15 protein-coding genes and 1 tRNA gene are annotated in these 14352 nt (G+C 45.9%); 10 read left to right on the top strand and 6 right to left on the bottom strand.

Going from position 1 to position 14352, the window contains the following annotated elements:
* The first annotated feature begins 104 nt into the window (after nt 1-104).
* The 8 genes from ffh to BMW79_RS00205 all read left to right on the top strand — a co-directional run bounded on the left by ffh (nt 105) and on the right by BMW79_RS00205 (nt 7139).
* Nucleotides 105-1430 (top strand): signal recognition particle protein, encoded by a 1326-nt coding sequence (gene ffh / locus BMW79_RS00240; protein ID WP_089888974.1) that lies wholly within the window; start codon nt 105-107, stop codon nt 1428-1430.
* 109 nt (nt 1431-1539) lie between these two features.
* Nucleotides 1540-2007: a 30S ribosomal protein S16 gene (gene rpsP / locus BMW79_RS34450; RefSeq protein WP_089888972.1), complete on the top strand. Its 468-nt coding sequence runs from the start codon at nt 1540-1542 to the stop codon at nt 2005-2007.
* Nucleotides 2008-2161: 154 nt separating this feature from the next.
* Nucleotides 2162-2686 carry a ribosome maturation factor RimM gene (gene rimM, locus BMW79_RS00230; protein ID WP_089888969.1) on the top strand — a complete coding sequence of 175 codons (525 nt, stop codon included), beginning with the start codon at nt 2162-2164 and terminating at the stop codon, nt 2684-2686.
* Between the two features lie 55 nt (nt 2687-2741).
* A complete protein-coding gene (gene trmD / locus BMW79_RS00225; protein ID WP_089888966.1) occupies nt 2742-3413 on the top strand; it encodes a tRNA (guanosine(37)-N1)-methyltransferase TrmD in 672 nt (223 codons plus the stop codon).
* Nucleotides 3414-3532: 119 nt separating this feature from the next.
* Nucleotides 3533-3880 (top strand): 50S ribosomal protein L19, encoded by a 348-nt coding sequence (gene rplS / locus BMW79_RS00220; RefSeq protein WP_079473603.1) that lies wholly within the window; start codon nt 3533-3535, stop codon nt 3878-3880.
* 163 nt (nt 3881-4043) lie between these two features.
* Nucleotides 4044-4328: a Sec-independent protein translocase subunit TatA/TatB gene (locus BMW79_RS00215; protein WP_089888963.1), complete on the top strand. Its 285-nt coding sequence runs from the start codon at nt 4044-4046 to the stop codon at nt 4326-4328.
* A gap of 59 nt (nt 4329-4387) precedes the next feature.
* Complete coding sequence (gene gatA / locus BMW79_RS00210; RefSeq protein ID WP_089888960.1) at nt 4388-5833, top strand: Asp-tRNA(Asn)/Glu-tRNA(Gln) amidotransferase subunit GatA; 1446 nt, start codon at nt 4388-4390, stop codon at nt 5831-5833.
* 10 nt (nt 5834-5843) lie between these two features.
* Nucleotides 5844-7139, top strand: a complete 1296-nt coding sequence (locus BMW79_RS00205; RefSeq protein WP_089888958.1) for a lytic transglycosylase domain-containing protein — start codon at nt 5844-5846, stop codon at nt 7137-7139.
* Nucleotides 7140-7218: 79 nt separating this feature from the next.
* Here BMW79_RS00205 and BMW79_RS00200 read toward each other — a convergent pair whose 3' ends face one another.
* The 3 genes from BMW79_RS00200 to gap all read right to left on the bottom strand — a co-directional run bounded on the left by BMW79_RS00200 (nt 7219) and on the right by gap (nt 11129).
* Nucleotides 7219-8628, bottom strand: a complete 1410-nt coding sequence (locus BMW79_RS00200) for a cation:proton antiporter domain-containing protein (protein ID WP_089888955.1) — start codon at nt 8626-8628, stop codon at nt 7219-7221.
* 129 nt (nt 8629-8757) lie between these two features.
* The gene (locus BMW79_RS00195) at nt 8758-9951 is read right to left on the bottom strand and encodes a phosphoglycerate kinase (RefSeq protein ID WP_089888952.1); all 1194 of its coding nucleotides are present in this window, start codon (nt 9949-9951) and stop codon (nt 8758-8760) included.
* 161 nt (nt 9952-10112) lie between these two features.
* Nucleotides 10113-11129: a type I glyceraldehyde-3-phosphate dehydrogenase gene (gene gap, locus BMW79_RS00190; protein WP_089888949.1), complete on the bottom strand. Its 1017-nt coding sequence runs from the start codon at nt 11127-11129 to the stop codon at nt 10113-10115.
* 140 nt (nt 11130-11269) lie between these two features.
* Here gap and BMW79_RS00185 point away from each other — a divergent pair.
* Nucleotides 11270-11341 (top strand) — tRNA-Glu (locus BMW79_RS00185).
* Nucleotides 11342-11444: 103 nt separating this feature from the next.
* Here the strand turns inward: BMW79_RS00185 and BMW79_RS00180 are convergent.
* Nucleotides 11445-11996, bottom strand: a complete 552-nt coding sequence (locus tag BMW79_RS00180) for a hypothetical protein (RefSeq protein WP_089888946.1) — start codon at nt 11994-11996, stop codon at nt 11445-11447.
* A gap of 33 nt (nt 11997-12029) precedes the next feature.
* Nucleotides 12030-12845 carry a hypothetical protein gene (locus BMW79_RS00175; RefSeq protein WP_089888943.1) on the bottom strand — a complete coding sequence of 272 codons (816 nt, stop codon included), beginning with the start codon at nt 12843-12845 and terminating at the stop codon, nt 12030-12032.
* Nucleotides 12846-13110: 265 nt separating this feature from the next.
* Between BMW79_RS00175 and BMW79_RS00170 the strand changes: the two genes are divergently transcribed.
* Nucleotides 13111-13503, top strand: a complete 393-nt coding sequence (locus BMW79_RS00170; protein WP_089888941.1) for a DoxX family protein — start codon at nt 13111-13113, stop codon at nt 13501-13503.
* Nucleotides 13504-13573: 70 nt separating this feature from the next.
* Here the strand turns inward: BMW79_RS00170 and BMW79_RS00165 are convergent, their stop codons facing one another.
* Nucleotides 13574-14350 carry a DUF1223 domain-containing protein gene (locus BMW79_RS00165; protein ID WP_089888939.1) on the bottom strand — a complete coding sequence of 259 codons (777 nt, stop codon included), beginning with the start codon at nt 14348-14350 and terminating at the stop codon, nt 13574-13576.
* Nucleotides 14351-14352 lie beyond the last annotated feature (2 nt).

The raw sequence follows: 14352 nt of genomic DNA, 5'->3' as shown, positions 1-14352 counted from the left end.
GCCCCCGTAAAGTAAATCAGCCAGGTCTGCAGAATCAGTTTAACCGGGAATAAGACATTTTCCGCTAAAAAATATACTTTTGCAGTCCGTTTAAAATACCAACAATGTTTGAATCATTATCAGAGAGACTCGATTCCGCGTTTAAACAGCTTAAAGGCGAAGGCCGGATTTCCGAAATAAATATAGCCTCTACCGTTAAAGAGATCCGTCGTGCATTGGTAGATGCGGATGTGAACTATAAAATAGCCAAGGAATTTACCGATAAAGTAAAGGATAAAGCGCTGGGAGAGAAGGTATTAACTTCTATTTCTCCCGGACAGCTCATGGTTAAAATCGTGAAGGATGAACTGGCAGAACTCATGGGCGGTACCGAGGCAGAATTCGACCTCAAAACCAATCCTACTGTAGTGCTGATCGCCGGTTTGCAGGGTTCTGGTAAAACTACCTTCTCCGGTAAACTGAGCAGCTTCCTCAAAACAAAGAAAAATAAAAAGCCTTTACTCGTAGCTGCCGATATCTACCGCCCTGCGGCGATCGACCAGCTGAAAGTACTGGGTGAGCAGATAGGCGTAGAAGTGTACAGCGAACCGGAAAATAAAAATGCCGTTCAGATCGCTGAAAACGCTGTCAAATACGCTAAAGCCAACAGCTTCAACGTGATCATCATCGATACTGCCGGCCGTCTGGCGGTAGACGAAGCCATGATGACCGAGGTAGCCGCTGTGAAAGCTGCGGTAAAACCCCAGGAAATCCTGTTCGTAGTGGATTCGATGACCGGTCAGGATGCCGTGAATACTGCCAAAGCGTTCAACGAACGCCTCGACTTTACCGGTGTGGTACTTACCAAGCTCGACGGTGATACCCGTGGTGGTGCGGCGCTTACCATCAAATACACGGTGGCAAAGCCTATCAAGTTTGTGAGCATGGGTGAAAAACTCGATACCCTCGATGTTTTCTACCCTGAACGTATGGCACAGCGTATCCTCGGGATGGGTGATATCACCACCCTGGTAGAACGCGCCCAGGAGCAGTTCAACGAAGAACAGGCCAAGAAACTCGAAAAGAAAATCCGCCAGAACCAGTTCGATTTCGACGACTTCAAGGAGCAGTTACAGCAGATCAAGAAAATGGGTAACCTGAAAGATCTGATGGGCATGATCCCGGGAGTAGGGAAGGCAGTGAAGGACCTGGACATCAGCGACGACGCTTTTAAGGGCATTGAGGCCATGATCAACTCCATGACGAAGGCAGAGCGTGCCGACCCGGATATGATCGACGGAAGCCGCCGTAAACGCATTGCAAAAGGAGCCGGAAAAGACATCCAGGATGTCAATCAGTTCATGAAGCAGTTCGAACAGATGCGCCAGATGATGAAGATGATGAATAAATTTGGCGGTGGTGGTAAGGGTTTGAAAGGAATGATGAGATAACTGGATCAGATTGACATAAAATTTTTTTGCAAATATCAACTTACTGATTACATTTGCATCCCTAATTAAACAATATTTCCTAACTCGCAAAAAATAACTCGACTTATTTATGCCAGTAAAAATCAGACTGCAGAGACATGGCGCGAAGAAGAGGCCTTTCTATTTTATCGTAGTAGCCGACGCACGCGCACCAAGAGATGGTAAATTCATCCAGAAAATTGGTACTTACAATCCTTTAACAGTTCCAGCTTCCATCAACATCGATACCGAAAAGGCATTGCGTTGGTTGCAGAAAGGTGCACAACCTACTGACACTGTTAGAAGAATCTTGTCATTCAAAGGTGTATTGTATTTGAAACACCTGTTAAGAGGTGTTACTTTGAACCTGTTCGACGAGCCTACTGCTTACCAGAAATTTGCACAATGGCAAGCTGAACACGAACAAAAAGTTTCTGCCCGCCGCGACGGTCACAAGAAAGCCAGAATTGCTGCTCCAATCGTAAGAAAGGTAGAAGACACTCCGGCAGCTCCTGCGACAGAAGCACCAGCAGCAGAAGGTGAAGGTACAGAAGCATAAAACGGCAACGTTTTAACAATACCTGAAAAAGGAAATATTTGCAACCGCAAATATTTCCTTTTTTAATGCCCATCCAAAAAGTCACCGGATTGCGCCGGCAGCATACCGCTGCCAGGCCGCACAAAAGCCGGTAGCTAAAAGCGAACAGCTACAAATGAGTAATTATTTCAGTATCGGTAAACTTGCGTCAGCGCATGGACTGCAAGGGGATCTGCTTTTAAGGCACAGCCTTGGGAAAAGATCCGCCTTAAAGGGCGTGACGGTCATTTTCCTGGAAGAAAGGAAAAACAGCTTTATACCTTACTTCGTACAACAGGTAACGGTGAAGGACACAGAAAGCGTGTACATCAAGCTGGAAGGCATCGATACGAAGGAAGCTGCCCATAAACTGATGCCGGCACAGGTATACCTGCAGGAAGAAGATTTCAAACAGCAAACTGCTTCTTCCGCTCCCCTGGCTTTGCTCGGGTTTGCGGTGGAAGACCAGCAATACGGCCCCCTGGGCACTATTGAAGAAGTGATTGAAATGCCCATGCAGGTACTGGTAAAGGTGTTTATCAAAGGAAAAGAAGCCCTGCTGCCGGTAAACGAACAGTCACTCGTAAAGGTGGATAAGAAGAACCAGGTGGTGCACCTGAACCTGCCGGACGGACTGATTGAACTTTACACCGAAATGTAGCCGCTGGCTTTTAGCCGGATATCCTGCTAAAGGCTGAAATTCAATACATTGCAATATGCGAATAGATATAATTACCGTATTGCCGGAACTGCTGGAAAGCCCGTTGTCCCATTCTATCATGAAAAGGGCACAGGCCAAAGGATTACTGGAAATACATGTACACCCGCTCAGGCAGTATTCTACCCTGAAACACAGCCAGGTAGATGATTACCAGTTTGGCGGCGGTGCAGGAATGGTCATGATGCTGGAGCCCATTGTAAATGCTATAGAGTCACTACAGGCAAAGATTCAGTACGATGAAGTGATCTACCTGACCCCCGATGGCGAAACGCTGAACCAGAAAATGGCCAACCAGCTGTCGCTCAAAGGGAACCTGCTCATGCTTTGCGGACATTACAAAGGCATCGATCAACGTATCCGGGATCATTTTATCACGAAAGAGATTTCCATCGGTGATTATGTGCTGAGTGGAGGCGAACTGGGAGCTGCTGTGCTGGTAGATGCCATTGGCAGATTGCTTCCAGGGGTACTCAACAACGAAACAAGCGCCCTTACAGACTCATTCCAGGACAATCTGCTGGCGCCGCCGGTATACACCCGCCCTGAAGAGTTCCGTGGCTGGAAGGTGCCGGAGATCCTTCTAAGCGGTGATCACAAGAAGATTGATGAATGGAGACACCAGGAATCAATAGAAAGAACAAAACAACGCAGGCCCGACCTGTTATAACTTAATGATACATAGGTCATATAGATTGCTTTACCATTTGACGGAGATAATTTCTTGATTTTTAATTTGGTAAATGCTATTTCTTGACTTACTTTTGCACTCCCATAAATATTTGAAAGATGAACGCAATTTCGTTTGTTCACGAACAACTGACAGCTAACAAACAGTACCCGAAGTTTAAAGCAGGCGACAACGTCACTGTCAACTATAAAATCGTGGAAGGTAATAAAGAAAGGATTCAGTCCTTTAAAGGTGATGTGTTGAAAATCCAGGGTACAGGATCAACAATGTCTTTCACTGTTAGAAAAATTTCTGATGGCATTGGTGTGGAAAGACTGTTTCCGCTTTACTCTCCTCATATCGATGGTATCGTGTTGAACAAGGTAGGTAAAGTAAGAAGAGCTAAGCTGTACTACCTGCGCGAAAGAGCTGGTAAGAAAGCCCGTATCAAAGAAAAAAGGGTTTAGTATAAATACAGGGAAATTTGTTAAAAGCGGGACCATTACCGGTGCCGCTTTTTTCGTGTGCTTAAAATGGTATTAAAACTACAGCAGGATAGCGGAGTGAAGGTGAAAAAGCCGATTTTATCAACTATCTTTGTTGACTAATCATTTATAAACATTTGAGACGATGACTGCTGTTTTTGTAAAATCATCATTTTTGATTCTTCAGGATATTGGAATGTCCGAGCTGTTGTTAATTGCCGTGGTTGTATTGCTGCTCTTCGGAGGCAAGAAAATCCCTGAATTAATGCGCGGTCTGGGTAAAGGTATCCGTGAATTCAATGACGCCAAAAACAATGTGCGCCAGGAAATAGAAGAAGGTATGAAAGAAAAGCCTGTTCAACCAGCAGCTACGGCCACTACAGATGCGCCGCATACCAGCACTGAGGACGCAACTCATTCTAAGATATAGTTGTAGCCAACTCCCTTTGGAGTATTTCTGATTAATTTAATTTTTTAACTGGTTTAGTCTTGTCTGAATTCAGCAGTATAATTACTTTCCATAAAGCATTATACGCCGGCAGCACAAGCTGTACGGAGCGGGTGCGTTATTACCTCAACCGTATAGCTCAGTTAAAACATTTGAATGCCTTCCTGGAAGTGTATGAAGAGGAAGCCCTGGAGAAAGCACGTGCGCTCGATACCCGCCTTAAAAACGGGGAAAAGCTGGGCGTGCTTGCAGGCGTGGTGATAGGTATTAAAGATGTGATCTGCTATCAAGGCCATAATGTTAGTGCCGCTTCCCATATACTGGAAGGGTTTACTTCCCTCTTTTCTGCCACCGCCGTTGAAAGACTGCTGGCAGAAGATGCCATTATCATTGGTAACCTCAACTGCGATGAATTCGCCATGGGGTCTACCAATGAGAATTCTGCCTATGGTCCCACGCTGAATGCCCTGGATAACTCCCGCGTACCGGGTGGTTCCTCTGGTGGATCAGCCGTTGCGGTGCAGGCCGATTTATGCCAGGTGAGCCTGGGTAGCGATACCGGCGGTTCTGTTCGCCAGCCGGCAGATTTTTGCGGTATAGTAGGCTTAAAGCCCACCTATGGCCGCATCTCCCGTTACGGACTCATCGCTTATGCCTCTTCATTTGATCAGATTGGCATTTTTGGCAAGGATATTGCCGATGTGGCGTCTGTTCTACAAGTCATCGCTGGTCCGGATGAGTACGATAGTACCGCCTCCCAAAAAGAGGTACCGGATTATAAAGCGAACCTGGAAGACAATAAAACATTCAGATTTGCGTATTTAAGAGATGCCCAGTACCACGACGGTCTGGACGCAGAAATGAAAGAAGGCTATATTGATTTTTTTGAAAGTTTGCAGTCATTGGGTCACACGGTATCAGGAAAGAGTTTTGAATACCTTGACCACGTAGTTCCAGCCTATTACGTACTCACTACAGCAGAAGCTTCCTCGAATTTATCCCGGTATGATGGGGTGAAATATGGACACAGAACCCCTGAAAAAAACCTGGATCTTACAGAATTTTACAAAAAAAGTAGATCTGAAGGGTTTGGTAAAGAGGTAAAACGTCGTATCTTACTGGGGACTTTTGTGCTGAGTGCAGGCTACTATGACGCATATTATACTAAGGCACAACAGGTTAGGCGTTTTGTCACAGAGAAACTCAACGATATACTAGAAGAATACGACGCCATTTTAATGCCAACTGTGCCATCCACAGCATTTAAATTAGGGGAAAAAACAGATGACCCTATCGCCATGTACCTCGCCGATATTTATACGGTACTGGCAAATCTGGCAGGGGTTCCGGCTATATCCGTTCCTTTGTACCGGCATTCAAACGGAATGCCATACGGTGTACAGATCATCACAAAGAAGTTTAGCGAAGCAAACTTGTTACATATAGCCCATCAGGTGATGGCTAAAGAGCAGGTTACTGTTGTTTAAAATAAATTGTATGAGAAAAATCTTTTTACTACTGCTGTTGCCAGCAACAAGTTTAGTGAGTGTGAGTGCAAAGGGAGGCAATAGCAATCCTAAAGAGATGGCGTATCCGGTTTTATCGCCTGATACTTCTGTAGTGAAGCTGAATCACAAGGTACGTTTACCAAAGGATTCTGCTGTACTGCCATCGCCAACATCCGTGGCTGTTAAAAAAGCCGCTCAGAGCCTGCCTAACACGATCCGTAGCGCGAAAGTGTATGAACAGATCAACAATAACCTGGTTGCCGGTTACGTAAGTAACTATGCTACCCGGTATAGTCAGCATCTGCAGATCATGATCGACAAGGGACAACCTTATTTCACGATGATCGAAAAGGTGTTCCGCGATAACGGTATCCCGGAGGAAATGAAGTACCTCGCTGTAATTGAATCCAGCTTTAATATCAATGCCCGCTCCCGGGTGGGTGCAGTAGGCGCCTGGCAGTTTATGGCCGGAACCGCCCGCATCTTCGGTTTGAGCGTAGGTAAGAAAGTAGACGAAAGAAAAGACTTCTATAAATCTACCCTGGCTGCCGCACAGTTCCTGAATCAGCTGTATGCACAGTTCGACGACTGGTTACTGGTAGTTGCTGCCTACAACTGCGGTGCAGGTGGCGTTCAACGCGCTATCAAAGCCAGCGGACGTACCGATTTCTGGGGCATGCAATACTTCCTGCCGGCAGAATCACGTAATCATGTGTACAAATTCATCGCTACCGGTTATATTCTCGATAAGTTCAATAACTTCTTCGGTGTAAGCGACGATAACGATAACACTATCACTGTTAATGTACCTGTAGCAGATAACCTGTCTGCCCCCGTGGCAAGAGGTCCGTTAACAGAAGATGAGATCTTCAGCACTGTTGAAATTAATGTAACCGGCAAATACCGCCTGGAAGCAATTGCAAAGAAACTGGACATGAACGTGGCCGAACTGGACCGCTTCAATCCTGGCTTCTCTAAAGCAATGTCCAGCGCCGAAAACAACTATGACCTGCGCATCCCGAAAGAAAAGATGAAACAGTTCATGGCAGAGAAAGACGAAATGCTGAAAGAATCCGTTCAGATGACACTGGATGATAAAGCAGTAGGTGTGGATAAATCCAAATTCCCACCACCGGTGAAAATGGCAGATAAGAGCCCGGTAGCTAAAAAAGCAACTACTACTACTTCTGCCAGAAAACATCACACCACCAAAAAGCACCACTACGGCGCTAAAAAGAAAACTACTACTGCCAAAAAGAAGACAGTAGCTGCTAAAAAGAAATAATCACCCGCAGGGTATACGACATAAAAAAAGAGACCGCTGATCATCAGCGGTCTCTTTTTTTTATGTCTTTATCTGTTATTTATACGTTTACCAGTCCTTTGCGTTTCTCACTGAATGCTACCAGGTCCAGCAACGGTCCTGTCATAAAGGTGGTAGCCAGTGCCATCAGCACCATCATGGCGAAGATTTCAGGAGATAGGATACCGAGATCAAACCCGATATTCAATACTACCAGTTCCATTAACCCACGTGTATTCATCAGCGCACCAATGGAAACCGACTGGCGCCAGGATTGACCCATTAGCCGTGCAGTGATGGTACTGCCGCCAAACTTACCTACCACTGCTACCAGCATGATCATACCGCAAACAACCCAGAGATCGCCCTGGTTCAACAGGCCGATATGTGTTCTTAAGCCGGTATACACAAAGAAAATGGGTAACAATAGTAAAACACTCACATCTTCCAGCTTATCTGTCAGCAGTTGTTTGATACTGGTACCGGAAGGCATGATCACTCCAGCAAGGAAAGCGCCAAATAAGGCATGGATACCGATTACTTCCGCCAGCCAGGCAGAGATCAGCAGGATAAAAAACACCAGGGAAACGGCTGCTTTCTGACGGCCTTTGGCCACCTGCGTCTCCACGGTTTTGCTCAACCAGGGTCTTATTACTGTGAGCATGATAGTCACAAACACAATGGCCAGCAAAATGGTGATCACGGCGCTCAGCAGTCCGCCGGCGTTTACAATAGCCACTACTACGGCCAGAATACACCAGGCGGTCACATCATCGGCGGCAGCGCAGGTGATAGCCATCACCCCAAGTGGAGTATTGGTCAGTTTACGTTCCTGTACAATACGGGCCAGCACCGGGAAAGCGGTAATGCTCATGGCAATGCCCATAAACAGCGCAAATGATAAAAAGCTTACGTTGGCAGGGGCGAAACGGGTAAAGAGGAAATATGCCAGCCAAACGCCCAGGAAAAAGGGGATAATGATGCTGGCATGACTGATCATCACCGCATCATGTGCTTTATTCCTGATTTTTTGGATATCCAGTTCCATGCCCACGATGAACATAAAGAAGGCTAAACCTATCTGGCTGAGGAATTGAAGATTTTTCAGGGATTCCACCGGGAAGAGGAAGCCGGAAAAGGAAGGCGCTATCCAGCCCAGCAGGGAAGGACCCAGCAATACACCGGCAATGATTTCACCTACTACGGCGGGTTGCTTGAGTTTATTGGCAAGGAGCCCAAATACCCTGGCAGCCAGCATAATGAGGATGATCTGCAATAACAGCAGGCCCAGCGGATGCTTCAGATTGTCGAGATAACGCCACCAGCCGCCGGAAGCAGCTACAGTGGCCGGCGTAGCCGGAATGACGGTATGCGGGTTAACCGGCAAGGATTGTCCCTTCTGAAGGATGACCCAGATCAGCGCCGCAAAAACGCCGATGATGGCCGGGTACCAGAGAAAGCGTTTATTCATGACAACAGGTATTAATGATTGGTTGCAAGATATAAAAAAGCAAAAAGCTATTACAGCGATATAACGCTGCGCAAGATTAAATCTTTGCATACGCCTATCGCCGTAATAGCTTCTATAAATATCGGTTGCTTAGCTGATCGCTGCGATACCTGGCAGTTCCTTACCTTCAAAGAACTCCAGTAATGCGCCACCGCCTGTGGAAACGTAGCTAACCTTGTCTGCAATACCAAACTGGTTTACAGCAGCAACGGAGTCGCCACCACCTACCAGGGAGAATGCACCCTTAGCGGTTGCAGTTACAATAGCATCTGCTACACCTTTGGTACCAGCCTGGAAAGCAGCCATTTCGAATACACCCATAGGGCCATTCCATAAAATGGTGTTGGAAGCGGCAATTGTTTCGGCAAACAGTGCTACAGACTTAGGTCCTATGTCGAGGCCCATCCATCCGGCAGGAATATTATCGTTGGAAACTTCCTGGGTATTGGCATCTGGCGCAAATTTATCTGCTGCGATAGAATCTACCGGCAGTAATAATTTTACTCCTTTTTCCTTTGCTTTGGCTACCAGCTCATTGGCCAGGTCCAGTTTATCATTTTCGCAGAGGGAGCTGCCGATTTCTTTACCCTGTGCTTTCAGGAAAGTATAAGCCATACCACCACCGATGATCAGGTTGTTGGCGCGGTCCATCAGGGTTTCGATGATCAGGATCTTGTCGCTCACTTTGGCGCCACCGAGGATAGCGGTAAACGGAGAAGCGGCATCGTTCAGTACTTTGGTAGCGCTGGTTACTTCTGCTTCCATGAGTAAACCGAACATGCGGTTCTCAGGGGCAAAATACTGTGCAATCACCGCTGTGGAAGCGTGTGCACGGTGGGCAGTACCAAATGCATCATTCACATATACGTTGCCCAGTTTGGACAGCTGTTCTGCAAATTGTGCATCACCTTTTTCTTCTGCTTTGTGGAAACGCAGGTTTTCCAGCAGCAGTACTTCGCCCATCTGCAGGTCGGCAGCCGCTTTTTCAGCAACAGGACCAACGCAGTCTTCCGCGAATTTCACGGTAACGCCACCCAGCAGGGAAACGAGGTGATACACCAGGTGTCTTAAAGAATATTTATCGGTCGGACCGTCTTTCGGGCGACCCAGGTGAGACATCAGGATCACGGCACCACCATCTTTCAGGATTTTCTGGATGGTAGGTACGGCTGCACGCATACGGGTATCATCCGTGATTTCGAACTTATCGTTCAAAGGCACGTTGAAATCAACGCGGATCAAGGCTTTGCGGCCATTGAAGTTATAATCAGAGAATTTGCTCATATGTATCAATTTAAGATAACGAGAAGGGGCAGTATTAAAAAAACCGCGGTACCAACAGCACAAAGCGAGTATACAACCAGTTTAATCTGGCTAATGGCTGCTATGGTGTAGTCCCGCGGAATTTAAAGACTCCCGGTTTGCACCGGGAGTACATGGTATAATTATTTAGTGATCAGACCGGCGAAGTACTTTACAGTACGAACCAGCTGAGATACGTAGCTCATTTCGTTATCGTACCAGGAAACGGTTTTAACCATCTGGTGATCGCCAACAGTGATTACTTTAGTCTGAGTAGCATCAAACAGGGAACCAAAGTGGATACCGATTACATCAGAGCTTACAATTTCATCTTCGGTATAACCGAAAGACTCATTGGAAGCAGCTTTCATGGCAGCGTTGATTTCTTCAGCAGTTACTTTCTTATTGAGGATGGTAGTCAGCTCAGTTAAGGAACCAGTGATAGTAGGTACGCGTTGTGCGTTACCGTCCAGTTTACCTTTCAGTTCTGGTAATACCAGGCCGATTGCTTTTGCAGCACCGGTACTGTTAGGTACGATGTTGGCAGCAGCAGCGCGTGCACGGCGCAGGTCACCTTTTGGATGAGGAGCATCCAGGGTGTTCTGGTCGTTGGTGTAAGCGTGAACGGTAGTCATTAAACCGGTAGCGATACCGTAGTTGTCTTGCAGCACTTTCGCCATAGGAGCCAGGCAGTTGGTGGTGCAGGAAGCGCAGGAGATAACGGTTTCACTGCCATCCAGGATAGCGTGGTTTACGTTGAAAACAACAGTTTTCAGATCACCGGTAGCAGGAGCAGAGATAACCACACGTTTAGCACCAGCAGTGATGTGAGCAGCAGCTTTATCCTTGTCAGCGAAGAAACCGGTACATTCGATTACTACATCGATGTCGTGGTTCTTCCAGGGAATTTGAGACGGGTCTCTCTGTGCATATATCTTCACATCTTCACCGTTCACATTGATTGCGTTGTCGGAATGCTTAACTTCTGCATCGAATCTACCCTGTGCTGAATCGTATTTCAGCAAATGCGCCAGCACGTTAGGGCTGGTGAGGTCATTGATAGCTACCACATCAATGCCGGGCATTTTGTAAATCTGGCGGTATACCAAACGGCCAATACGACCGAAACCATTAATACCAATTTTGAGAGTAGTTCCCATTTTACATCGTGATTTGAGTATGAAAAAATCGAAGGCGAATTTACAATCAATACCAGTATTAATCAATATAAATTTAGGTTATGAAAATTTTTTTTGGAAATATAAAATAACATCCTACATTTGCAATCCGAAAATGATGCGCCGCGTTGGTCAAGGGGTTAAGACGCCTCCCTTTCACGGAGGAGTCACGGGTTCGATTCCCGTACGTGGTACAAGACGAAAAAAAGCCTGCAAATTAATTTGCAGGCTTTTTTATTGGTCAGATGCCAGCTTTCACAAAGTTAATTTGGAAAGCAACGATCTTTCAGAAGCAACCTATGCGAGTTCCATTTCTATAAGTTTGGTAAAGTCTCCGTTTTCATTTTCAAGAAATACAACAATATAGTCAAATGCATTTGCGCGCAGCCATTCCTGGCTACGGTATTTATCTTCAAGGGTATGGATCAGGCCATTTTCATCACTGGTAAACTCATCCTCAAAATCAATGCTTGAATTCGCACAGAAATATATGCGGAACAACTGTGCACCGGAATGATCGATATACTGCTGGAACCGGGGAGCGTGAAAGTCCTTTTTTTCAACCAGTATGGGCTCATACCCATGAATCCGTTCATCATATATCAATATCTCCTTCCCGTCGTCCATTGTTGCATAAACAACAAGCGGGATCTTGCCGTCTGGGCCAAGAAAACCATCGCTGTATCTGAGTCCTGAATACCTGATCCGGAAGCTGTCACGGCCGCTTACCTTATCGATAACTTTCAGTTTCAAACCAATACTATCTATCCAGGTTTTATCTACCGGAAAAATGTCTGACTTTACTACTATCGAATGATCTGAAAGATGATCGGGCGTTAAGATTTCCATTTGCTCATAGATTAGATGGTGCCATTAATATCATTATTTGATGCGCTTGCGGAAATCACTTGTTTCCTGTCTGTAATTAATCATAATCGCTTCCGGCAACTGTTTGTCCGAAGGGAAATGCAGAAAAATATCCATGTAGGTCGTCTGTCCATCGGAGCTCAGGAGTTTAATTCCTCCCTGATTGTTGCTTCCACGCAAATGAATGAGTTGGCCGTTACCCACAATTTCTACCTGGTCATCTTTTTCGTTACCAACTTCAAATTTTCCTTTATTGATATACGATTCCCATCCCTTGTGGCGCACTTTGGCTTCCTTAGCTGACACGTAATTCATAATAAAAGACTGTTGCTCAGCCAGCATGATCCGGTCCATAAACTCCTTCCCTTTATGTGCTTTGAGTAGCGTAATCATATCTGAAAACCAGGTTGCTGCTGCCTTGCGCAATTGTTCGTTCGATGAAATATCCCTGCTTTTTTTCCATCCAATCAGATCATGAGGTACTGTAGCATAAAAAATACCGGAGAAGGATTGATTGCTCTTCCATAAAACACTATCCAGCTGGCTTCCGGCAGCTGTCCACCGGTGCCTGGAAATAGAAGCCTCCCGGATGTTGCTGCCGGGCTCTGCTTCTATGGCGATTTGTTGTTCGCCGCTTGAAGGAATGGCATGATTGGCTATAAAAGTCATACTCCCATCACCTTTTTCAAATGTGAAGAAAGGAATATCATTTATCTTAACCCGGTAAGGGCCCTTTCCATCAATGGTCACATAGTATTCAGGGCCGTCTTTCGGTACGGTTAACTGATCAAATAACTTTTGCGCCTGGCTGCATAAGCCTGATAAAAGCATAATGGAAAGAAGGGCTGTTGTTTGTTTCGATCTATAGATTGCCCGCTTGGGGAACGTGTTGTTAATCTGGGTCATACTGGGTTCTTCAATGTATCCGAAAATACAAAATTATGCCATGATACCCCAAAAGGATGTTTCACTTTTGATATCACGCCGCCTGATGTCTGATCAACCGCCGTATTTGTCCGCTTCAACCTATATCCGCTGGACTATTCAGCCATCCCATCGCAATTTTGTGTCATTAACAACCTAAATCACTAAAATCATGACACAGAAAACCATCACTACTATTTATTGGATAGGAACCGTATTGACCTCTCTCTGGTTTGGCGCAAGCGGCTTTTTTGAAATCACCGGTAACCCGATCGTTTGGGGAATTACCCAACAACTGGGATATCCTCCGCACTTTATTTATCTGTTGGGTATTGCCAAACTCTCCGGCGTAGCCGTTTTGCTGATCCCCGGAAAATTACTCCGCCTGAAAGAATGGGTATTCGCAGGTGTTTTCTTTGATATCATTTTTGCTTTTGGTTCAAAACTGAGTGTTATCGGTTTGACTGCTACACTCGATGCGGTAATCGCTTTCGTAATGGTAACTGTTACCTATCTGATGTTCCGGAAATTATATCCGGGACTGGATGCACAGTTCGCCCGTTAATCATTCTTTTATTTTAGACATAAAAAAGCCCGGATAAAATCCGGGCTTTTTTTATGTCTTGACCTGGTGTTTACTGAGAAACGACTACTCTTGTTGCCGCCTCCATCACACCGGTTTTCGGCTGTTGGATCATGCCTATCAGTTCCCACTCCTGTGTAGTGAAATCACCAGGCAACGTGATTTGCACGGAACCTTGCCTGTCAGCGCCAACCCGGAATGTTTGCAGGTCGCGCACTATTTGCACATGCGACAGCGTACGTCCTTCATTTTCTCCTCTCGCTACTTTACTCACTGCATGTTTTTGTACTACGGCAATAAGCAATTCGGTGTTACGGGCATCGCCGGTAAGCTGGTAATTCAATTTTACCTTACCAGGCTGCAATTGCCCTTTGATGTCAAGACCTAAACCTGTAGCGCCGCTCAATGCCTCTGACAAACCACTGTTCACCGCAGACTCATCTGATCCTATACAGGACGATTTGCCATTGATCACCAGTTGAGGCGTATATACCTGACCGGTTAACTGCTCGCTGTATTGATATTGACGTTTGGAATATTGTGGATTGCTGAAGATATCTTTCCAGCCAAGGCGGTTCCAGTAGTCTACATGGTAAGCCAGGATATAGATGGGTTTATTACCGGCTTCCTGTTGGATACGCGCCAATAGCGCATCTGCGGGCGGGCAACTGGAACAGCCCTCTGATGTAAATAATTCCAGTACGGCAAAGCCATTGCCTCCACCCGGATGATCCTGTTTTTTTGAAGCGATACTGCGACTTACAAATAACGCAGTTATCAGCGAAAGCACGAACGCGGCGCCTATGGCCGACTTTTTTACCTGGTTCATAT

It is taken from the genome of Chitinophaga arvensicola (assembly GCF_900110835.1).
GTDB classification, from domain to species: domain Bacteria; phylum Bacteroidota; class Bacteroidia; order Chitinophagales; family Chitinophagaceae; genus Chitinophaga; species Chitinophaga arvensicola.
The sequence above is the reverse complement of the archived record's forward strand: the minus strand, read 5'-3'. Positions and strand labels throughout refer to the sequence as shown.